The organism is Paenibacillus sp. EB106-05-06-XG162, from assembly GCF_058791655.1.
Genome location: NZ_JBYTDT010000001.1, coordinates 320,963 through 341,914 on the forward strand (window position 1 = coordinate 320,963; position 20,952 = coordinate 341,914).

At 47.0% G+C, this 20,952-nt stretch carries 18 protein-coding genes; 17 read left to right on the top strand and 1 reads right to left on the bottom strand.

Translation table 11 applies throughout. From position 1 onward, the window contains the following. The first annotated feature begins 95 nt into the window (after positions 1-95). From AC3WU2_RS01105 to holA, 6 genes are all read left to right on the top strand, one after another. Complete coding sequence (locus AC3WU2_RS01105) at positions 96-617, top strand: ComEA family DNA-binding protein (RefSeq protein WP_492450561.1); 522 nt, start codon at positions 96-98, stop codon at positions 615-617. Between the two features lie 86 nt (positions 618-703). Continuing rightward, complete coding sequence (locus AC3WU2_RS01110; RefSeq protein WP_018756778.1) at positions 704-1,210, top strand: deoxycytidylate deaminase; 507 nt, start codon at positions 704-706, stop codon at positions 1,208-1,210. 107 nt (positions 1,211-1,317) lie between these two features. Beyond that, the gene (locus AC3WU2_RS01115; RefSeq protein ID WP_492450563.1) at positions 1,318-3,918 is read left to right on the top strand and encodes a DNA internalization-related competence protein ComEC/Rec2; all 2,601 of its coding nucleotides are present in this window, start codon (positions 1,318-1,320) and stop codon (positions 3,916-3,918) included. 166 nt (positions 3,919-4,084) lie between these two features. Continuing rightward, positions 4,085-4,630: an RNA polymerase sigma factor gene (locus tag AC3WU2_RS01120; protein WP_018756776.1), complete on the top strand. Its 546-nt coding sequence runs from the start codon at positions 4,085-4,087 to the stop codon at positions 4,628-4,630. A gap of 17 nt (positions 4,631-4,647) precedes the next feature. After that, complete coding sequence (locus AC3WU2_RS01125; RefSeq protein WP_492452140.1) at positions 4,648-5,913, top strand: anti-sigma factor family protein; 1,266 nt, start codon at positions 4,648-4,650, stop codon at positions 5,911-5,913. A gap of 286 nt (positions 5,914-6,199) precedes the next feature. Then, positions 6,200-7,225 (top strand): DNA polymerase III subunit delta, encoded by a 1,026-nt coding sequence (gene holA / locus AC3WU2_RS01130; RefSeq protein WP_492450566.1) that lies wholly within the window; start codon positions 6,200-6,202, stop codon positions 7,223-7,225. A 56-nt stretch (positions 7,226-7,281) separates the two neighbouring features. Here holA and rpsT read toward each other — a convergent pair whose 3' ends face one another. Beyond that, positions 7,282-7,554 (bottom strand): 30S ribosomal protein S20, encoded by a 273-nt coding sequence (rpsT, locus tag AC3WU2_RS01135; protein WP_018756772.1) that lies wholly within the window; start codon positions 7,552-7,554, stop codon positions 7,282-7,284. A gap of 191 nt (positions 7,555-7,745) precedes the next feature. On the opposite strand from rpsT, the gene gpr reads away from it, so the two are divergent. The 11 genes from gpr (at position 7,746) to dnaK (ending at position 20,855) form a co-directional block, all read left to right on the top strand. Beyond that, positions 7,746-8,753: a GPR endopeptidase gene (gene gpr, locus AC3WU2_RS01140; RefSeq protein WP_492450568.1), complete on the top strand. Its 1,008-nt coding sequence runs from the start codon at positions 7,746-7,748 to the stop codon at positions 8,751-8,753. Between the two features lie 341 nt (positions 8,754-9,094). Then, positions 9,095-10,363: a stage II sporulation protein P gene (gene spoIIP, locus AC3WU2_RS01145; RefSeq protein ID WP_492450570.1), complete on the top strand. Its 1,269-nt coding sequence runs from the start codon at positions 9,095-9,097 to the stop codon at positions 10,361-10,363. A gap of 23 nt (positions 10,364-10,386) precedes the next feature. Beyond that, positions 10,387-10,800 carry a DUF3679 domain-containing protein gene (locus AC3WU2_RS01150; RefSeq protein WP_492450572.1) on the top strand — a complete coding sequence of 138 codons (414 nt, stop codon included), beginning with the start codon at positions 10,387-10,389 and terminating at the stop codon, positions 10,798-10,800. A gap of 88 nt (positions 10,801-10,888) precedes the next feature. Continuing rightward, entirely contained in the window at positions 10,889-12,703 is a 1,815-nt protein-coding gene (gene lepA, locus AC3WU2_RS01155; RefSeq protein ID WP_492450574.1) for a translation elongation factor 4, read from the top strand. An 83-nt stretch (positions 12,704-12,786) separates the two neighbouring features. Then, positions 12,787-13,959 carry a radical SAM family heme chaperone HemW gene (gene hemW, locus AC3WU2_RS01160; protein ID WP_492450576.1) on the top strand — a complete coding sequence of 391 codons (1,173 nt, stop codon included), beginning with the start codon at positions 12,787-12,789 and terminating at the stop codon, positions 13,957-13,959. A gap of 136 nt (positions 13,960-14,095) precedes the next feature. Then, on the top strand, positions 14,096-14,557 hold the full coding sequence (locus AC3WU2_RS01165; RefSeq protein WP_018756766.1) for an N-acetyltransferase: 462 nt from the start codon (positions 14,096-14,098) through the stop codon (positions 14,555-14,557). A 253-nt stretch (positions 14,558-14,810) separates the two neighbouring features. After that, positions 14,811-15,587, top strand: coding sequence for a hypothetical protein (locus AC3WU2_RS01170; protein ID WP_492450578.1), 777 nt, complete (start codon positions 14,811-14,813; stop codon positions 15,585-15,587). Positions 15,588-15,746: 159 nt separating this feature from the next. Next, positions 15,747-16,772, top strand: a complete 1,026-nt coding sequence (hrcA, locus tag AC3WU2_RS01175; RefSeq protein ID WP_018756764.1) for a heat-inducible transcriptional repressor HrcA — start codon at positions 15,747-15,749, stop codon at positions 16,770-16,772. A 42-nt stretch (positions 16,773-16,814) separates the two neighbouring features. Further along, complete coding sequence (locus AC3WU2_RS01180; protein WP_492450580.1) at positions 16,815-18,329, top strand: TCP-1/cpn60 chaperonin family protein; 1,515 nt, start codon at positions 16,815-16,817, stop codon at positions 18,327-18,329. Positions 18,330-18,354: 25 nt separating this feature from the next. Continuing rightward, on the top strand, positions 18,355-18,945 hold the full coding sequence (gene grpE / locus AC3WU2_RS01185; protein ID WP_492450582.1) for a nucleotide exchange factor GrpE: 591 nt from the start codon (positions 18,355-18,357) through the stop codon (positions 18,943-18,945). 68 nt (positions 18,946-19,013) lie between these two features. After that, positions 19,014-20,855 carry a molecular chaperone DnaK gene (gene dnaK, locus AC3WU2_RS01190; protein ID WP_492450584.1) on the top strand — a complete coding sequence of 614 codons (1,842 nt, stop codon included), beginning with the start codon at positions 19,014-19,016 and terminating at the stop codon, positions 20,853-20,855. The last annotated feature ends 97 nt before the right edge of the window (positions 20,856-20,952 follow it).

Consider the following 20,952-nt stretch of genomic DNA (forward strand, 5'->3'; position numbering starts at 1 on the left):
TGACTATCCCTAAGCACAACATTTTTCACAATATATGCAATACGGTTTGGCCAACATGCGATATATATTGAATATTTAATGAAGAAGGTGACCGAATGGAACCGTACGGACAACCCGTATCAGGCCGAAAAAGTTGGTTTTTGTTTAGTAGTCTATGCATTGGTATAGGTATATTGGTATTTGCTTGGATACGTTCGACATCGATTACGGGGATTCCAGGATGGACCAAGCTGAACGAGCCGATGTCACAGGCGTTAGCTGTCGAACCTGAGAAGCCAATTGTCAAATCCACAGTTGTGTCAGAACAAGTTGCAAACGAGAAACAGAAGCCGGAAGAGACGGCTCTAGCGCTTCCTGTGACGAACACGGTTACGACAGAGGCCGGACCCAGTACGGAAGCAGGTGCCTCCCAAGAGAATCTTTCGGGATTCATTCATATCAATACGGCAACGATGGAACAGTTGATGGAACTCCCTGGCATTGGGGAGAGTAAGGCGAAGGCGATTATTGCGTATCGCGAACAGCATGGGAAATTCAGCTCGATTGAAGGGCTGCGAAATGTGAAAGGGATTGGTCCGAAAATTTACGCCAAAATGTCGTCGAAGCTAGCTTTATAGCCTTACTGTCATCGAATGGAATTATGCATTGGCATGAAAAAATGCTACAATGTTCCCATAGAATACCCGCTGGAGATGAGACGAACATGCGTAAAGATTGGGACACTTATTTTATGGATATTGCTTACATGGTTTCGACGCGCTCCCGCTGTCCAAGACGCCATGTCGGCGCAGTGCTGGTACAAGGGAAGAAGCTGCTCGGAACAGCTTACAATGGTGCCCCGATGGGCGTGCCTGATTGTGAAGAAGCGGGATGTATGATTGCTGAAGAATATGAACTGAAGGTCGTCGATGGCCGTGAAGAGATGATCAAGAAGCAGCGCTGCGTACGGACCATACATGCGGAGCAGAACCTGCTATTGTTTACGGATCGTATCGATCGGGAAGGCTCAGTTGTTTATGTAACAGATCAGCCTTGCTGGACCTGTGCGAATATGCTCGCGAACAGTGGTGTTGTAGAAATCGTGTACCACCGCCCATATCCGAAGGATAGCGAGAAGGTCATTACGATGATGAAGACCAAAGGAATTGTATTCCGACATTTGGAAGGCTATCAGCCTCCACAGGATACGATCATGCAAGTATCCAATTAATCGAAATATGTAATGCAAAAATGAGGAGGAACCTCTATTCATCAGCCTGAGCGAATCAGGTGGATGGTTAGAGGTTTTTTTGTCGTTTGCAGAAAGGATGAATGGAAATGATCCAACGGCGGCCACTTGTCTGGCTTGCAAGCTGTTTTGTGCTTGGTACAGGACTCTCTAGTATGTGGCAAGGGACTCTCTTAATTATGATCGGTTGCGGGTTGCTGTTCATTGGCATCCCGCTTCTTCTGTTGATGCGGGCAGCATCCATCAAGCTTGCGGTGCTGTGCGCTGCAGCGGTTGTATTCGGCATGCTGAATTACGTCTATACTGATCTGCGAAATACGAGCCAAATTACCGAGATTGCAGAACGGTTAGGGGCTGAAACAGTCCTTGAGGGTGTGCAAGTGACAGGTGTAATTGATTCCAAAGTTGAAGTCGACGGGGATCGGGTAAGCTTTGTTCTTCGAATAAGACAAATGACGTTGGAAGGGAGGGCGGAGCAGCGAGTACTTGATGAGAAAGTAATGGTGCAAGTTCAACTCACGGAGCAGGCGCAGCAAAATGCAGCAGGCTCCTGGCAGCGCGGGGATGCGCTGCGAATGACGGGGGCGCTGAGTCGGCCTGCAACGGCCCGAAATTTCGGAAGCTTCGATTACCGCGCGTATCTTCGGTTGAAGCATATTCATTACTCACTCCGTATGAAAGGGGTTAGTTCTATTCAAGTCACCGCGCCTCCGGGGTGGAACGAGCAGACGTTACTGCGGATCAATGATCAGTTGAGAGCGCAATTAGGGAACCAGATGTCCAGGATCTTCGCTGCGCCGCATGATGGCTATATGAAGGGACTTGTTATTGGGGATAGCGGGGATCTTGATCCTGAGAAATTCCGTGAGTTCTCGAAGCTCGGTCTTACACACATTCTTGCGATTTCGGGGACCCACGTTGCTGTCTATGTAGGGTTCTTCCTGTGGCTGTTCCAACGGCTTCGCTTGACGAGGGAGACGAGTCTGCTCATCGTTATTGGTCTCATTCCGCCGTATGTACTGCTGTCTGGCGCTTCACCGTCTGTCATTCGTGCGGGAATCATGGCGATGATCTCGCTCTACGCGCTTAGGAGGCAATGGCTTAAGGATGGATTACATATTCTCAGCCTCACGGCATTTCTGATGCTGCTCTGGGATCCTTATCAAGTGCTGGATGTTAGCTTTCAGCTCTCGTTTATTGTGACCGCTGGGCTGATCCTGTGGGTTCCGCCGCTGCAGCGATTGCTGCCAATCCGATCGAAGTGGATTGCTAGCCTCTTGTCGATTACACTCGTTGCACAAATCGTATCGTTTCCGCTGACCATCTATTATTTTAACCAAGTTTCATGGCTTTCATTGATAGCTAATTTTGTGCTAGTACCATTTATCAGTCTCATCATCTTACCGCTTGGGACATTTGCCCTAGCGGTTAGTTATATGCATATCAACGCAGCGAAGCTTCTCGTATGGCCGACCGAATGGTTAAATGGATGGACCTTTCATCTGATAGAGTGGTTCAATGCTTCCCGTGAATTTTTAATGATCTGGCCTTCCCCTCCCATTTGGTGGATATTGCTCTATTACGGGCTTATTGGGCTTGCTATTGCTCATCTTGGGAAAGCCCGACCAGGTGCACAGAGGATTCCGCAATGGGTATCCGATGAAGAAACAGCACCTTTGATGCCATCTGAATCGATATTGAAGCATCTTCAACCAAGAGGAAGAAACGAAGCACGTACAATAGTTCGACGAATTTCATTCCTTCTAGTTATAGCACTTACGCTTTTCTATGCCTACAATCCTACGTTCTATAAGCAAGACGGTTATGTTCAATTTATTGACGTCGGTCAAGGAGACAGTATACTGGTTCGCACGCCGACTGGCAAATACATTCTCATCGATGGCGGAGGAACGGTGCGGTTCAGCAAGCCAGGAGATAGCTGGAAGACCAGGCAGGATCCCTATGAGGTAGGACGCAAGACGCTGGTCCCGCTCTTGAAGCAAAGAGGGGTGCAACAATTAGATTTATTAATCATGACCCATGAGGATCAAGATCATGCAGGCGGACTGCAAGCGGTATTAGAAGAAATTCCTGTCCATGCTTTTCTATTTAATGGAACGTTGAAGGAGAATCAACCGATATCCAAGCTGTTCCAGACCGCAATTGGACTTGGCATTCCACTATATGCCGCTGAAGTACCCGCAACCTTGCAGATGGACGCCGGGACTTCGCTTACATTCCTGTCTCCCTCCGCAACATTCATGAATAATCAGCGTATAACGAAGATGGATGAACAAAACGATGTCTCGGTCTCCTTCTTATTACATATGAAACAATCGACGTTCTTATTTACTGGCGATATGGGAGTTCGAGTTGAGCAGCAGATCCTGGATCAATTGGCGTTGAAGCCGGGTGGATCACGCGTCGTAGGAGGTCAAGGGATTGATGTGCTCAAGATCGCGCACCACGGTAGTAAAACGTCATCCTCTGACACTTGGCTGAAGTACTGGAAACCACAAGCAGCAGTTATTTCCGTAGGGGAGAAGAATCTGTATGGACACCCAAGCCCTATTGTTATGGAACGATTGGACATGAACCGTATTCAAGTATTTCGTACGGATCAACAAGGCGAAATTCAGATGGAAGTGACGGATGCGGGGATTCGAGTTCGCCACAAGAACCCCATGTAAAGTGGTCGCGCCTATCATTTTCTGATATCCTTAGACAAGACTCTAGTCTTTGCCCTCGTGACGAAATAAAGATTACCAAATTTTAATTCAGAATTATCGAAGCAACATTGCAACAAATTGAGGCATTGTGCCGTCTGTAATGTTGCAAGAGAGGAGGATCCTAGTAGTGGTAGAGCAACAACTCATTCGAGCTGCTCAGTCGGGCGATCGCGACGCACTCATAACTCTATTGCGCAATATTGAAACCCATGTATACCGGACAGCCTATTATATTCTAAATAATGAGCAAGATGCTATGGACGCTTCTCAGGAGGCATTAATCCGTATCTATACGAAAATTAACTCTTATGAAGAGAAAGCTCAGTTCAAGACTTGGGTGCAACGCATTGTAACGAATATTTGTATTGATAAATTTCGACGCACAAAGCCATCGGTCTCTATTGAGGAACATGAACTCGTGTTCAGGGGGGACGACAATGTGGAACGTGAGGTTCTGTCTACATATGTCGCCAAGGACATTCAAGAGGCGATCGAAAAGCTTCCAGAACACCATCGTGCGGTCGTCGTACTGAGGTATTTACAAGATTTCTCCTACAATGAAATTGCAGATTCACTTAACTTGCCTTTGAATACGGTGAAATCGTATTTATTTAGGGCAAGACAACAATTGCAAAGCTTACTTCAAGATTATCAGAAGGGTGGTGTTCGATGATGAATTGTCCAGAGGTGATGGAATTAATGAATAGATATTTGGATGCCGATCTTAACGAGTTGGAATCCGCTCACCTGATGGAGCATCTGAAGCAATGTTCGGATTGTTCCGAAATGTTCGAACGCCTTAGACACCTATCTGCTGAACTCGAGAATATGCCGAAAGTCATGCCGAAATATAGCCTTGTCGATGCCATTATGCCACAGCTCGATCAAATCGATCGAGAGCGTGAACATCCGTTGATGCCTGAGAAATCGCCACAGAAGGTTGTCCCGATGAAGCCGCGTTTCTGGGAACGTCTCTCCTTCCGATCCATTGGCGGTGTGGTTGCGGCTGGTATCATCGTAGGTCTATTCATGGTCACATACAAACCGGACACCGCTCAACAAGCAGATATGGAATTAATGAGTTCGCAAGAATCAGCAGCAGCGGATCAGAAGGTTGAGATGCAGATCGATGCTTCGTCTCCTTCAACCAGTCAAACTTCGGGTACACCAGACCAGGCTGTCTCACCAGAGGTTAAGACAGGTGGGGAACAAGGTGGAGCGGTGAACCCGGATACCAAATCTGCAGACATGGCTTCAAAAGAAGCGCCTGCAAGTGAAGGGGCTAAACTGGGTTCAGCCGATGATTCAACGAAGGCTCATCAAGGGAACACAGAATCAAGTGGTGGAGGTCATTCCAATCAAGGAACGACTGATCCGAAGTCCGCTGTAAGCTCTAAATCGGGCAACGAGGGTTCAGACGCAAGTAACCAAACAAATCCTCCAACCTCTCTAGCGAAACAAGAACAAGAAGATGGTGCGGCGGGAGACACGCAGCGCAAGGATCGGGATGCTTCTAGCGATGCGACCCTTGAGGACGGACAGCCCGTAACAGTCGAGATTGCATCTGGTGAACCTCGCAGCTTGAAATCCGATGCTGGGGATAAGGGTGGAAATAACCTCTTAGCGTTGGTCGAGTATGATACGGCGAATCCAGATTCTCGAGCGGAAGTGGCGACATCGAACGGAGCATATCGAGCTGTATTTGAGAAGAATAAGTTCATGATCTACAATGCCAAGGATAAAGAGGTATATCATCAGAAACTTACGAATGGTGTGTTCTCGAATCCATTATGGGCAGAGGATAACAAAACGTTAACCTATACGTTCACCCCGCGTAAAGCGGATGGACAAATGGGTGAGGAACAAGTGATCCAAGTGAAAGTGAAAGCGAAAGAAAAAGAAAAAGAAAAACAACAAGAAAAACAACAAGAAAAAGGCAAAAAGTCTAAATCATGATTTTTATTTCAAACGTACGCACACATTGCTGCGGCCGTCGTATACTATACAAACATGAAGTCAGCGGCGCCCCTTGCGTCGTATGACCGTTCGCTAAGGAGAACCGGACTTCTTCGCGAATGTTTATATAGATGCTGTGGGACAGAGGGATTATGCTGGAGGTTCAGCGTAATCTCTTTGTTGTTGTGTCTAGTTGGTGGTCATCCCCTTTGCGGGGGGTGGCCTTTTTTGTTAGTATAGAATTTATAAGTTTTCGTGTGGGGTTATTTCTAGAGGGGGAACAAGCTTGGATGCCAAAACAGCAATAAGAGATATTCATAAAGGAAACATTCAGCCGGTCTATGTATGCTACGGGACCGAAAAATATAGAATGGAAGAGTTCGTTCAGACGCTTACGAATAAGTTGATCGAAGAAGAACATCGAGATTTCGCGCTAAGCAAATATGATCTTGGTGAGGTACCGATCGATACGGTCATCGATGAAGCGCAAACACTGCCTTTCCTTGTCCCGCGCAAATTGATTGTGGTCCGCGATCCTTCTATATTCATGGCTGGCGGTAAAGAGTCCGGTAAAATTGAGCATCGCGTCGAGAATTTGATGTCTTATTTGAATAGTCCTGCCGAATACAGTGTCATTGTATTTATGATACAAGGCGAGAAACTGGATGAACGGAAGAAAGTTGTGAAGGCGATCAAGGACAAGGGGGCCGTTATCTCATTCATGCCTTTAAGCGCTGAGGAGCTGCTGAAATGGGTGGAGAAGGAAGCGGAGAAGAATGGAAGCCGAATGGCACCTCAGGTCGCTGATGTGCTCGTGAATCATGCTGGTACACACCTGCAGACGTTAGCAGCCGAGATTCGCAAGCTGAGCCTCTACGTCGGTACTGGTGGAACGATCGAAGCGCAGGTCGTGAAGGAACTGGTCGTGCGGAACACAGAGCAGAACATATTCGCTTTAATCGAGGAGATTGCGAACCTTCGTGTGGATCGCGCGTTATCGATCCTCTATGATCTGCTGAAGCAGCGGGAAGAGCCGATTAAGATTATTGCGCTGATCGCTAGACAGTTCCGTATTATGCTGCAGGTGAAGGAATTGACAAGACAAAGCTATTCGCAGCAGCAGATTGCATCCCAAGTTGGGCTGCATCCTTATGCCGTCAAGTTAGCGAGTGAGCAAGCTCGGAAGTTCGATGCGCAGCGGCTTGCTGCGATATTATCCAGCATTGCGGAATTGGATTATGAGATTAAGACAGGCCGGAGAGATAAGGTGCTTGGCTTAGAGTTATTCCTTCTGCGGCTTGCAGCATCTTGATAACATACAAAAAAGTCCTTGAGAATAAATTCTCGAGGACTTTTTTCTTCGCTTCCTTACGCTTGTGCGGAAAGAGCGTTTAATTTTTTCGCTAAGCGAGATTTCTTACGAGCTGCTGCATTTTTATGGATTAAGCCTTTAGTTACAGCTTTGTCCAGCTTTTTGGAAGCAACTTGAATTGCACTTTTAGCAGCTTCAACTTCGTTACCAGCTACAGCTACATCAGCAGCTTTAACAGCTGTACGAAGAGCGGATTTTTGAGAAGCGTTAAGTAAACGACGTTTTTCGTTTGTTTTTACACGTTTAACAGCGGATTTAATGTTTGGCATTGCATTCACCTCCTGTAAGGCATCACTACCTACAATAACTAGAATCCAAAAGAGATTCCACAACTTAAAACATTCTATCATGCAGGTTATTAAAAATCAAGGAAAGAATCCTGACATGTCTTACAGCGGGTTGAATAATCAATGGCTGCAACTCGCACACTAGGAGAAAATACCTGATGAGGAGAATATCGATGAACGATAAATTAGACTTGCAGCAATACTCTGTGCGAACGGATCTGGCGTTAGAATCTAAGGAAATGGCGACGGCCATTCATGGATCTCAAATTCCTGGCGTGCTCGAACAAATTGATGAGGATCGCGGGATCAAAGTAACACGAATTGATGTTGAGAGCGAAGCGGGTTCTAGAGCGCTTGGGCGTGTTCAAGGCCACTATATTACGCTCGAAGTACCGGAACTTCGCAACAAAGACACCGATCTGCAGGATCGTGTCGCGACGAAATTCGCCCAAGAGTTCGCTGCCTTCTTGACGAAATTAGGAATCAAGGAAATGGATAAAGTGCTGATTGTCGGTCTGGGCAACTGGAACGTCACGCCGGACTCCCTTGGTCCGCTCGTCGTCGAGAACACGATGATTACGCGGCACTATTTTGAATTAACCCCGGATCAAATAAGCCCTGGATATCGGCCGGTGAGTGCGGTTGCTCCGGGCGTACTCGGAATTACAGGGATTGAATCAAGTGAAATTGTCCAAGGGATTATTGATAAAATCAAACCGGATCTGGTGATTGCGATTGATGCTCTTGCCTCCAAAGCACTTGAACGCGTAAACACGACGATTCAGATTGCAGACATCGGGATCCATCCGGGGTCCGGGATCGGCAATAAACGTAGAGGATTAACAAAAGAAATTCTGGGAATCCCGTGCATTGCAATTGGCGTACCTACTGTCTGTTATGCTTCCACCATCGTGAATAATGCCATTGAGATGATGCGTGCGCATTTCCAACAAGAGACGAACAAGACGAAAGAAATCATGGGTATGCTCGACGATATCCCTGAGAACGACCGGTTGATGCTCGTGAAAGAAGTATTACAGCCGCTCGGCCACGATCTGATCGTAACGCCGAAAGAAATCGATGAGTTCATCGAGGATATCGCGAACATTATCGCAAGTGGGCTCAACGCAGCGCTGCACAAGGCCGTAGATAAGGACAACGTCGGGGCCTATACACATTAAGCCCCCCACTTCCCTTCCCTCCTCCTCCCTCCAAAATCGAATCCACCCGATTGCAAAAGGGGAGGGGGATATGAAAATAGAGATAGGATGATAAGTTAGGTGGGGTATCTCACGGAGGAGTTTACGTCCGATCTTTGTCTTCCTTTTGCATCAATAACATCTAATCAAAAGCAAAGGGAAGACAACAATCGGCCGGAGAGAGATACCCCTCCTTCTATCAACTCATCCTATCTCTATTTTTGCCCTCTCTACTTTTTCAAACCTATGGATTCGATTTTGGTTCTACTTGCTAGATTCTCCTCATAGTCTTAATTATCGCTAGATTTACAGGAGGAGATACGATGAAGACCACGACATTCCAGACGATACATATTCCTAAATTAAAGCGGCGGATGATGCAGATGCTCGTCACGGGCAGAACCTTTGCGGTCCTAACCATTTGCTCGATGCTCTTTTTTATATTGCTAGGACTCGGGACGATGCTGCATAAGCAGGTCAATACGTCACCAACGACTTCTATGAAGGGATTTGCTGCTGCGGTTTCAAGTCACTTTTTTCTGGATATGATAGGAATGGAGATCCCTCATATGAAAAACACATCAGAGGAGCCGATTCTATCAAAGCAGAAGATCGGTGCATTTCTTTTCCAGATGCTCACGAATGTGAATCCAATGGACCCGAAGAGCATGCTATCGCATGAGATGCCAGGACTTGGCCGAGATGATGCCGTTCCACTTCGTATCGGGATTGGAAATGATACCATGACAGGGCCGGAAGATTATCATGATGCAGCGTTACCGAAGGATGAGGTGCATCCGAATGATTTGCCTACGCCTACTGTGGACATTCCGAAGAAGGACGTGCCTGCAATCCCGGAGAAAGTTCCGGCGAAGGATACCGATATCGGCAAGAGCGCGAATGATCCGAAGCAAGCAGCTTCAGGGAAGAAAGTCGTATTTATCTATCACTCTCACAATCGCGAATCTTGGAATCCCGTCTTAGGAGAGACAGTCAAAGAACCTTCATCTGCGAAAAAGAATATTACACTCGTCGGTGAACGATTGGCGAATACACTCGAAAAACTCGGCGTCGGTGCTATGCATTCTTCGACAGACTATATGACGACGATGAAATCATACAGTTGGAATTATTCCTATAAATACTCCCGTGCAACGGTGAAAGAAGCGATGGCACAGAATCAAGAACTGCAATATTTCTTCGATATCCATCGTGACTCACAGAAACGAGAGAAGACAACGGTGAAAATCAATGGCAAAGATTATGCGCAAGTCTTCTTCATTATTGGTCATGGGAACAAAAATTGGCGTCAAAACGAAGCTTTTGCCAGCAAAATTCACGATAAGCTCGAGAAGGATTATCCCGGCATTTCCAGGGGGGTATGGGGAAAAACTTCAGCTAACGGCAATGGAGAGTACAATCAATCCCTCTCCCCGAACAGCTTCCTGATTGAGGTTGGCGGTGTAGATAACACACTTGAAGAGAGCTACCGCACGGCAGATGTACTCGCACAGCTTATTGCGGATACGTATCGAAATGCAGAGAAAGTAAATGCCCCTGCGAGCGGTCGCTCGGGGGCAAAGGTTAAATAGAGGAATAAAGGGAGGCGTTCTCAATGTCCATTTTTCAACGGAGAGTCTTTGTTATGGTTGCTATGGTCGCGGTCGGGGTGATGCTCGGTCTGAATCTTGCTTCATCGGGAATAGAACGGATTCAAGGTCCGGCCGAACTTCAGAATAATCCACCGGCTTGGACGGTCCAGCAGCCGCTCGATACGACAGAACAGGCAGAGGAGATTGCTGCTCAGGAACGGGTTACGGATAAGAAGGAACGTGCCATCCCGCAGACGATCGTCAAAGACGGCGTTCTAGATGGGAAACATACGCCGCAGCAGGACGCTTCGGCGATCAGTAACCGGAATGAACCAGCAGTAGATCGATTAGCCAGCACCACGGGCGGAGTACTTGAGTCCGTGTCGCACAAAGGAATTGAATGGGTTGTCTCGTTATTTAGCTCGATTACCAGTTGAGGATTTACCCCCCACCATTGAAGGGTTTTCACACAACTGCTATAATGAGTAAATTGAAAACATTTTGGCTTCGTAGTGGGGGTAAGGAATGACGGACATTCGGGCAAGACAAGAGAAAATTAGAAACTTTAGCATTATCGCACATATCGACCACGGGAAATCAACCCTGGCGGATCGAATCTTGGAATATACAGGCGCGTTGTCGCAACGCGAAATGCAAGCCCAGGTTCTCGATCAAATGGATCTAGAACGTGAGCGTGGTATTACCATTAAGCTACAAGCTGTACGTTTATCCTACAAAGCGGATGACGGCGAGACTTATTTGCTGAATCTGATCGATACACCGGGACACGTCGACTTTACGTACGAAGTATCGCGCAGTTTGGCAGCGTGTGAAGGCGCGTTGCTTGTTGTCGATGCGGCGCAAGGGATTGAAGCACAGACCTTAGCGAATGTGTATCTGGCTCTTGATAACAACCTTGAAATCTTGCCAGTCATTAATAAAATTGACTTGCCAAGCGCAGATCCAGATCGGGTCAAAGAAGAGATCGAAGAAGTTATTGGCCTGGATGCAAGTGAAGCGGTACATGCTTCTGCGAAGGCAGGAATCGGGATTAAAGAAATTCTGGAGCAAGTGGTAGCGAAAGTTCCAGCGCCTACAGGAGACCCGGATCAACCGTTAAAAGCATTGATATTCGATTCTCATTATGACGCGTACAAAGGCGTTATCGTCTATGTTCGGGTTATTGACGGCTCCATTCGTGCGGGCTCCAAGATCAAGTTCATGGCGACGGACAAGACCTTTGAAGTGATTGAGGTTGGCGCATTCATGCCTCGTATGGGAATCGTAGATGAGCTTGCCGTAGGTGATGTAGGCTTTGTCGTAGCAGGGATTAAGAACGTGAAGGATACACGCGTCGGGGATACGGTTACAGATGCGAAGAACCCGACACCTGAGCCATTGCCAGGTTACCGTCGTATTAACCCAATGGTATATTGCGGTCTGTATCCGATTGAGTCCTCTGATTATACAGATTTGCGTGAGGCACTTGAGAAGCTTGAGCTGAACGATGCATCGCTTCGCTTCGAGCCAGAGACATCGAGTGCGCTTGGCTTCGGATTCCGCTGCGGATTTTTGGGACTTCTGCACATGGAGATCATTCAGGAACGGATTGAGCGTGAATTTAATATTCCGCTTATTACGACAGCGCCGAGCGTTATCTATCGCGTAACATTGACGAATGGGGATGTCATAAATATCGATAACCCGTCCAACTATCCAGAAGTCGGTCGGATTGATTTCGTTGAAGAGCCATACGTCAAAGCGGCGATTATCGTACCGAATGACTATGTTGGTGCGATTATGGAGCTATGTCAGGGTAAACGCGGCGAATTCATAAATATGGAATATCTCGATTCGAACCGTGTTACGATTACGTATGATATGCCACTGGCTGAAATCGTCTACGATTTCTTTGACCAATTGAAATCAAGTACGAAAGGGTATGCCTCCTTCGACTATGAAGTTTCTGGCTACCGTAAATCGAACCTGGTGAAGATGGATATTATGTTGAATAGTGAACAAGTGGATGCTTTGTCCTTCATCGTTCACAGAGACCGTGCTTATAATCGAGGACGTATCATTTGTGAGAAATTGCGCGAGTTGATTCCAAGACAAATGTTCGAGGTACCAATTCAAGCTTCTGTAGGAACCAAGATTGTTGCCCGTGAGACGGTTAAAGCGATGCGTAAGAACGTCCTTGCTAAATGTTACGGGGGCGATATCTCACGTAAACGAAAATTGCTCGACAAACAAAAAGAAGGTAAGAAACGGATGAAGCAGGTCGGTAGCGTTGAAGTACCGCAGGAAGCGTTCATGGCCGTTCTTCGAATCGACGAATAGATCGTAAGGATGAAGGGGAGCCTCGTGCTTCCCTTTTTGCAAGTTCAAATGAAAGCAATGAAATGAAAGGAAGGTGAATCCACATGACAATGATTCCCTCAGCAAAGGTGCAGCTCGCTGCACCTAAAGCTTTATATATCCACATTCCTTTTTGTACCAATAAATGCTTCTATTGTGATTTCAATTCTTATGTGCTCAAAGGGCAGCCGGTTATGGAGTACTTAGAGGCTATGGAAGCGGAGATGGCGCTTACGACCGAGATGCAGCCGCCCAATGTGATCGAGACGATCTTCGTAGGGGGCGGAACGCCGACGGTATTAACACCTGAGCAGATGGCGTATTTTCTAGCGTCGGTTCATCGGGCATTTCCAAGCATGCATCCGAATCTCGAGTTCTCCATGGAAGCAAACCCAGGTACGACCGATCTGGAGAAGCTGCGCGTCATGCATGCTGGAGGGGTAAATCGGATCAGCTTCGGCGTGCAATCGTTCAACAACCAGCTTTTATCGGAGATTGGCCGTATTCATAATACCGATGATGTCTATCGCAGTATTGAGAATGCACGTGCGGCGGGATTTGATAATATGTCGATCGATTTGATGTTCGGACTGCCGAATCAGACGCTTGAAATGCTGGATGACAGCATCACGAAGGCGCTCGCATTGGACCTTCCTCATTATTCGATCTATAGCTTGAAAGTGGAAGAGAACACGCTGTTCCATACGATGTATCAGAAGAATCAGCTGCCGCTTCCAGATGAGGATATCGAGCTTGAGATGTATCTTCTCTTAATGAAGCGAATGAAAGAAGCGGGCTATGAGCAGTATGAGATTAGCAATTTCGCGAAACCGGGTAAGGCAAGTCGGCATAACATGAAATATTGGCTGAATGAGAGTTATTACGGCATAGGCGCAGGTGCGCACGGGTATGTCAACCGTCAGCGTCATGTGAATATTAAAGGCGTCCAAGCCTATAATGATGCATCGCACAAAGGTCTTCCGAGACTTGACCAATTTGCTGTCAATGCGAATGAAGCGATGGAAGATTTCATGATGGTGGGACTACGTATGATGCAGGGCGTTACACGTACACACTTCACCGAGCAGTTTGGCGTTGATCTGGATGACGTGTATGCGCCTCAGTTGAACAAGCTGCTTCAAGCTGGATTGATCGAAGCGACAACGGATGGTTATAAGCTAAGTGACCGTGGCGTACTATTCGGAAATGATGTGTTTGCAGAGTTTATTGAAAGCTAAATCATAAGGTTCGTTTTCTAATATAAAATATGGAATTTTCCTTCTTGCGTATTTATACCTCCTGATGTATATTTATTCTTATCAGAATTTGACAGGATATTAAATACATCCAGGATGTCGTAAGGGGGAGAACGCGATGCCTGCGGTTTGCAGAAAAGCGACTACAGAAGATATAGAAACATTGTACGAATTGATCAAAGGTTATGCAGAGAAAGGAATCATGCTGCCGCGCACGCGTGAGATACTGGTGGATCAGCTGGAATGGTTCATCGTTGCAGAGCTTGAAGGAGATATTGTGGGTTGCGGATCCCTTTGCAGGCTTGGTCAAGATTTAGTTGAAATTCGATCCCTCGGGATATCCGATGGTCACAAAGGTCAAGGTATCGGCTCGAAAATGGTCGATTATCTTATCGAGGAAGCAAGACGGCTAGACATTCCGAAAGTCATGGCACTCACATATGAAGTGAATTTCTTTCAGAAGAACGGATTTGAAGTGGTACAGAAAGAAATCTTCCCGGAGAAGGTCTGGAAAGATTGTATCCATTGCAAGAAGCTTCATTGCTGTGATGAGATCGCCGTACTCAAAATGTTGGGCTAGATATGCCATGGATTGTATGGATATGCATCACAGATTGAATAACCAAAAGTTGAAGCTCGGTGACCGTACCTCCATTTCGGAGCGTGGCTGCCGAGCTTTTGTTGTGCTATTGCAACGATTGACAAAATTCAACATTTGCACTTAAAATACTACGGGGCAAATTATGGAATCTATGAAAGGTGTTGGATGAAGTGCACGTGAGAAAGACTGCGCAGAATACAAGCAACTTGGCCACTTCGAAAGGAGGGAGGGCATGATGGAATATTCGCCTGAGACATTATCTCCTCAAGGCAAGAAGCGCAGCTACAAGCGACTCCTTTGGATTGGTGTAGCGGTATTGATCGTGCTTGGCATCTTCGGTAATCTTTCACACCGCAAACAGGAAGCCGAGCAGCAGGACAAGCGTTTTCAGTCTACCATTGTAGAACTGATGGCCGAAATGACGCAAGGGACGATGATTACGCCTCGTACATTTACGGAGAAGGAATACGGCAAGTACCATGAAGTATTGAAGGCGTTTCAAACGTTCGCTACAGAGATGTCAGTCGCTGTCATGGCGAATAATAAGTGGATGGAAGAAGCGGTGCCGGACGGATTTTTCACGGAGAAGCTGTTGAAGGATGCGATAGGCTTAGCGGAATACAATGCGCTTGTCGATATGTATGAAATGCGGATGACTGTTTTTTTCACCCTCCGAAATGAGGCTAGGGACAAACTGCTCGCATCTGTACAATACGGGTCCGAGCTGTCTGAGCAGGAGAAGGATGCGTTTATCAAACAATTCATGGTTTCGTATAAACAGGGGGCGAAGAAAACCGAAGAGGGGACGCGTGAATTGATGTCTCACCTCCGTGCTGTCCACGCGCTGCTGCAGCAGGCTGAAGGGCATTATGGCATCGTAGAGGGTGAAATTCAATTTGAAGAGCAGTCTATGGTTGATCAATTTCAGGACCATATGGACCGCATCAATGCAATTTCCGAATCGTATGAATCGAATTTAAACCAAGCACTGGACCAGCTGTCGAAGTAGTTGGCTTAAAATTAATAAATGGGTGCGGGCTCGCGCGATAAAGATGCTGAACTGACTTGACAATCATCTTGTCAGTTTGGTATTTTTGTATTAACGTTTAGCACTCGTTCGAGAGGAGTGCTAACGAGATCGGAATCATCGATAACGGGAGGGATTAGCATGTTAACGGAGCGTCAACGAATGATATTAAATGCGATTGTAGATGATTATATTCGTTCTGCCGAGCCCGTTGGATCCCGCAGTATTTCGAAACGCGGGGAAGTCACATATAGTCCTGCGACGATTCGCAACGAAATGTCTGACTTGGAAGAGCTTGGATTTCTGGAACAACCTCATACGTCGGCGGGGCGGATTCCATCTCACAAGGGTTATCGCTATTATGTTGATCATCTTATACAGTTTGGTACATTGCAGCCGTATGATTCGATGCAGATGAAGCATTTTTTCGCGGAGAAGTTAACGGCTACGGAGCAAGTCATCCAGCATGCCGCCACGATTCTGGCGAATATGACGAATTATACATCGATTGTCTTAGGGCCAGAAATGTTCAACACATCGCTTCGGCATTTTCAATTGCTGCCGCTTACGGAGACGACTGCGGTCGCGATCATCGTGACGAACACAGGGCATGTGGAGAATAAAACGGTGACCTTACCGGAAGGTGTATCGCCATCCGAATTGGAACAAATGGTTCATCTGCTGAACCACAAATTAGCGGGTGTGCCTCTATATAAATTAAAATCGCAGCTATTCAGTGAAGTTGGCGACGAGATGAAGCGTCATGTCAATCATTATGAAGAGCTCATGGGCATTGTTGAGAATGTGCTTGAAGGGGAATCTGAGAATCGTGTCTTCTTGAGCGGCGCAACGAATATGTTGACGCAGCCGGAATTCAAGGATGTCGATAAAGTGAAGACGATTCTGGATTTGCTCGATGAGACGCCGACGCTTCTGAAGATGATTTCTTCAGCGCAGAACGGTATTCAGGTACGAATTGGCACCGAGAATAATCATCAGGCGATTAATAATTGCAGTCTCATTACAGCAACCTATTCGATTGAAGGGCAAGCCGTAGGAACGATTGGAATTCTTGGTCCAACGCGAATGGAATACGGAAAAGTCATTGGATTATTGGATTTCTTAAGCAAGAACTTAACCCCTGTGCTTGAGCGTTGGTATAAATAAGACGTAACTCGCGTGGGTACGACTAGAGAGGATCTGTGAAGCATGACGCAAGGCAATTCAAATCTGCTAGAAGGCGATGAACGTCATGCGACGCTCATCAATAATGCGAATGCGATTCGTGCGATATGCTCATCAGTAGAGGGTACTCTTGGTCCGAAAGGACTGGATGCGATGCTGGTTAGTCCGCAAGGAGAAGTCATTATTACGAATGACGGCGTCACGATCCTGGAGAAAATGGATGTGACGCATCCTGCGGCGAAGCTGCTCATCCAAGTGGCCCGCTCACAGCAGCGGGTTGTCGGTGATGGTACCACAACGGCTACGGTGCTCGCGGGAGCGCTTGTGCAAGAAGGTGTTGCTCAAGTGCTTCGGGGCGTACCAGCTTCGAAGGTTGTTACGGGGATGCAGCAAGGGATCGCCTGGGTGAAGCAGGCGCTGGAGCAGCGTGCAATTCGGATTACAGGGATCGACGATCCATTGCTTCGTCAGACAGCGTTCATCGCAGGGCGCGAGCATCAAGACATCGTAGACTTCGTGATGGAAGCTGCTGCCCGTGTAGGGATGGAACGATTGCTCGATCAAGATTATAGCTTGTCGGAATCCGTATTTGCGCATGAGAAGGCAACCAGCGAAGTATGGCATGGACTACTACTAAGGCAGCAGCCGATTTATCGGCATGGGTCCGTTGAACGCAGGCATGCGCGGATTTTGGTCCTGCAAGATGCACTGGAGCCTGAACAGCTCGATGAAGAGCTGCTCACGACAGAAGCTGGATTCGGGCAATACATGGAGCATCGTGCTCGATTCATGCAACAGCTCGAATGCTTGTCAAGATTGGATGTCGCCCTGATCGTATTGGAGCGAGGGATCCATCCGGATGCCGAACAATTCTGTGCGGACCATAACATGATGGTGGTGCAGCGCGTAAGCCGGGAAGAAATTCGTCGGATTTGCAAGTCTACAGGGTCCATTCCGATCAAACGTGCCGCATTACATAAGCAGGAGGAGCAGTTGAAGCAGGTCCTTGGCTACTCCGAGCTTGTCCAATATGATGAGCGGCTCGAACGTGTCCGTGTGGCTTGTGAATCGGCTGTCTCCATTATTATTGGTGCGAGTACGGCTGAAGTCGTCGGGGAACGTGCGAGGATCGCTGCAGATGCGGCTTCGGCCGTACAGACTGCAGTCCGAGGCGGGATTCTTCCGGGTGGAGGAACGACAGAGCTTGCCATCTCTTATGAACTGGGTCGATTCCGGGAATCCTTGAGAGGGATGGAATCCTTCGGCGTTGTCGCCGTAGCTGCGGCACTGCATAAACCGATGTCACAGATCATTCAGAATGCAGGATTTAATCCATTAGAGAAGATCGAGCAAGCAAGATCCGCACAGCAGGAATACGGAACAGATGCGATGGGGATGGATTGCGATACAGGGGCATTTATTGATTATATCCAGCAAGGCATTATTGATCCTGCGAATGTCAAAATACATGCAATTCATGCGGCGGGCGAGGTTGCGGCTGCGATTCTAAGAATCCATACCGTAATCAAAATGCGCTAGTCTATGTTAAGGAGGTGAACGAATCGTGGAAGAGAGAGAGAATACGACGGAAGTGAGGGATGAACAGAACATGACAGATCATCATGAAGAAACGATGTCATCACATACAGAGGCAACTCCAGAAGTAGAACAAGAGACAGTAGAGACTGCGCCCCTATCGGATGCAGAAGTTGAAATCGAGCGACTCACCGTACTTGCGGATGAGAACAATAATAGAGCCTTGAGAGTCCAAGCGGATTTCGATAATTTCCGTCGCAGGACGGTGAAGGAAAGAGAAGAACTCGCGAAATACGCATCCCTGAAAGTTGTTGAGCAGCTTGTCCCGGTACTGGACAACTTCGAACGCGCCATTCAAGTAAGTGGTGAAAATCAAGATTTTGAATCCTTTTCTAAGGGTGTGCAAATGATCTTCCGTCAATTGTCCCAAGTGCTGGACCAAGAAGGTCTGCAACAGATGAATGCCGTGGGTCAACCATTTAATCCAGAATACCATCAAGCGATTATGCAAGTGGAGTCTGATGAGTATGAGGAAGGTATTGTCGTGGAGGAAGTTCAGAAGGGCTACATGTTGAAAGACAAAGTTCTTCGCCCTGCGATGGTTAAAGTGAGCATGTAATATCCGCATCACAGCGGTTTTTGAATAAATGAATCCGTCAGGAACGAATTTGAGGAGGAATACTTACGATGAGTAAAGTAATTGGTATTGACTTAGGAACAACAAACTCTTGTGTTGCAGTAATGGAAGGTGGCGAAGCTGTCGTCATCCCGAATCCAGAAGGTAACCGTACAACACCATCCGTTGTCGGCTTCAAGAAAGACGGCGAGCGTATCGTTGGTGAGACAGCGAAACGTCAAGCGATCACGAATCCAGATCGTACAATCAGCTCCATCAAACGTCACATGGGTACGAACCACAAAGAAACCATCGATGGCAAAGATTACACACCACAAGAAATCTCCGCTATCATCTTGCAAAAGTTGAAAGCTGATGCAGAAGCTTACCTGGGTCAAACGGTAACCCAAGCGGTTATCACGGTTCCAGCTTACTTCAATGACAGTCAACGTCAAGCAACGAAAGACGCGGGTAAAATCGCAGGTCTTGAAGTGCTTCGTATCGTCAATGAGCCAACAGCAGCAGCACTTGCATATGGTATGGAGAAGACAGAAGATCATACAATCCTTGTATTTGACCTTGGTGGCGGTACATTTGACGTATCGATCCTTGAGCTTGGTGATGGCTTCTTCGAAGTTAAAGCAACAAGTGGTGACAACAGTCTTGGTGGTGACGACTTCGACCAAGTGATCATCGACTATCTTGTAGCTGAATTCAAGAAAGAGCACAGCATTGACCTAAGCAAAGATAAAGCTGCTGTACAACGTCTGAAAGATGCTGCGGAAAAAGCGAAGAAAGAATTGTCTGGCGTTCTTACGACAACAATCTCCTTGCCGTTCATCACGGTTGTTGATGGTGTACCTCAGCATTTAGAGCTTAACTTAACGCGTGCGAAATTCGAAGAGATTTCTGCTAACCTTGTAGAGCGTACATTAGGCCCTACTCGTCAAGCGTTGAGCGATGCAGGATTGTCTGCTAACGAGATCAACCGTGTTGTATTGGTTGGTGGATCGACGCGTATTCCAGCGGTTCAAGAAGCGGTTAAGAGATTAATCGGTAAAGAGCCTCATAAAGGCGTAAACCCGGATGAAGTGGTTGCTCTTGGTGCAGCAGTTCAAGCGGGCGTATTGACAGGCGATGTGAAAGACGTTGTATTGCTCGACGTAACACCATTGTCCCTTGGGATCGAGACGGCAGGTGGCGTATTCACGAAAATGATCGAACGCAACACTACGATTCCTACAAGCAAATCCCAAGTGTACTCCACATACGCAGATAACCAACCAAGCGTTGAAATCCACGTCTTGCAAGGTGAGCGCTCGATGGCAGCAGGCAACAAAACACTCGGTCGCTTCACATTAGGTGAAATTCCTTTGGCACCACGTGGCGTACCGCAAATCGAAGTTACATTTGATATCGATGCGAACGGGATCGTTAACGTATCGGCTACTGATAAAGGCACGAACAAAACACAAAAAATTACGATTACTTCCTCCAGCGGCTTGAGCGATGAAGAAGTAGAACGTATGATGAAGGATGCAGAATTGCATGCTGAAGAAGATCGTAACCGTAAGGAATTGGTTGAAGCGAAGAACAACGCGGACCAATTGGTATACCAAGTTGACAAGACGATCAAAGATCTTGGCGACAAAGTAGATCAAGCGGAAATCGACAAAGCGAATGCTGCGAAAGAAAAAGTAACAGCTGCGCTTGCAACAGATAATTTGGAAGAAATTAAATCCACAACAGAAGCTTTGACTGAAATCGTGCAACAGCTTTCTGTGAAGTTGTATGAGCAAGCAGCGCAAGCGGGGCAAGGTGCTGAAGGTGCGGCACAAGAAGGTGCAGCTCCAGATAGAGACAACGTCGTGGATGCAGATTACGAAGTTGTTGACGACAACGAGAAGAAGTAATCATTCGTGAGCGATGAACGTTTCACATTGTGAAACAACAGGTCAAAGAGAGGGGATTTCCCTCCCTTTGACTTTCCTTTTGTTGTCGAACACAGTA

What these genes read in the sequence shown, in the direction of transcription:
- AC3WU2_RS01105 (WP_492450561.1), top strand. Translation starts at nt 96, where the DNA reads ATGGAACCGTACGGACAACCCGTATCAGGCCGAAAAAGTTGGTTTTTG.
- AC3WU2_RS01110 (WP_018756778.1), top strand. Translation starts at nt 704, where the DNA reads ATGCGTAAAGATTGGGACACTTATTTTATGGATATTGCTTACATGGTT.
- AC3WU2_RS01115 (WP_492450563.1), top strand. Translation starts at nt 1,318, where the DNA reads ATGATCCAACGGCGGCCACTTGTCTGGCTTGCAAGCTGTTTTGTGCTT.
- AC3WU2_RS01125 (WP_492452140.1), top strand. Translation starts at nt 4,648, where the DNA reads ATGGAATTAATGAATAGATATTTGGATGCCGATCTTAACGAGTTGGAA.
- rpsT (WP_018756772.1), bottom strand. Translation starts at nt 7,554, where the DNA reads ATGCCAAACATTAAATCCGCTGTTAAACGTGTAAAAACAAACGAAAAA.
- gpr (WP_492450568.1), top strand. Translation starts at nt 7,746, where the DNA reads ATGAACGATAAATTAGACTTGCAGCAATACTCTGTGCGAACGGATCTG.
- spoIIP (WP_492450570.1), top strand. Translation starts at nt 9,095, where the DNA reads ATGAAGACCACGACATTCCAGACGATACATATTCCTAAATTAAAGCGG.
- AC3WU2_RS01150 (WP_492450572.1), top strand. Translation starts at nt 10,387, where the DNA reads ATGTCCATTTTTCAACGGAGAGTCTTTGTTATGGTTGCTATGGTCGCG.
- lepA (WP_492450574.1), top strand. Translation starts at nt 10,889, where the DNA reads ATGACGGACATTCGGGCAAGACAAGAGAAAATTAGAAACTTTAGCATT.
- hemW (WP_492450576.1), top strand. Translation starts at nt 12,787, where the DNA reads ATGACAATGATTCCCTCAGCAAAGGTGCAGCTCGCTGCACCTAAAGCT.
- AC3WU2_RS01165 (WP_018756766.1), top strand. Translation starts at nt 14,096, where the DNA reads ATGCCTGCGGTTTGCAGAAAAGCGACTACAGAAGATATAGAAACATTG.
- AC3WU2_RS01170 (WP_492450578.1), top strand. Translation starts at nt 14,811, where the DNA reads ATGATGGAATATTCGCCTGAGACATTATCTCCTCAAGGCAAGAAGCGC.
- hrcA (WP_018756764.1), top strand. Translation starts at nt 15,747, where the DNA reads ATGTTAACGGAGCGTCAACGAATGATATTAAATGCGATTGTAGATGAT.
- AC3WU2_RS01180 (WP_492450580.1), top strand. Translation starts at nt 16,815, where the DNA reads ATGACGCAAGGCAATTCAAATCTGCTAGAAGGCGATGAACGTCATGCG.
- dnaK (WP_492450584.1), top strand. Translation starts at nt 19,014, where the DNA reads ATGAGTAAAGTAATTGGTATTGACTTAGGAACAACAAACTCTTGTGTT.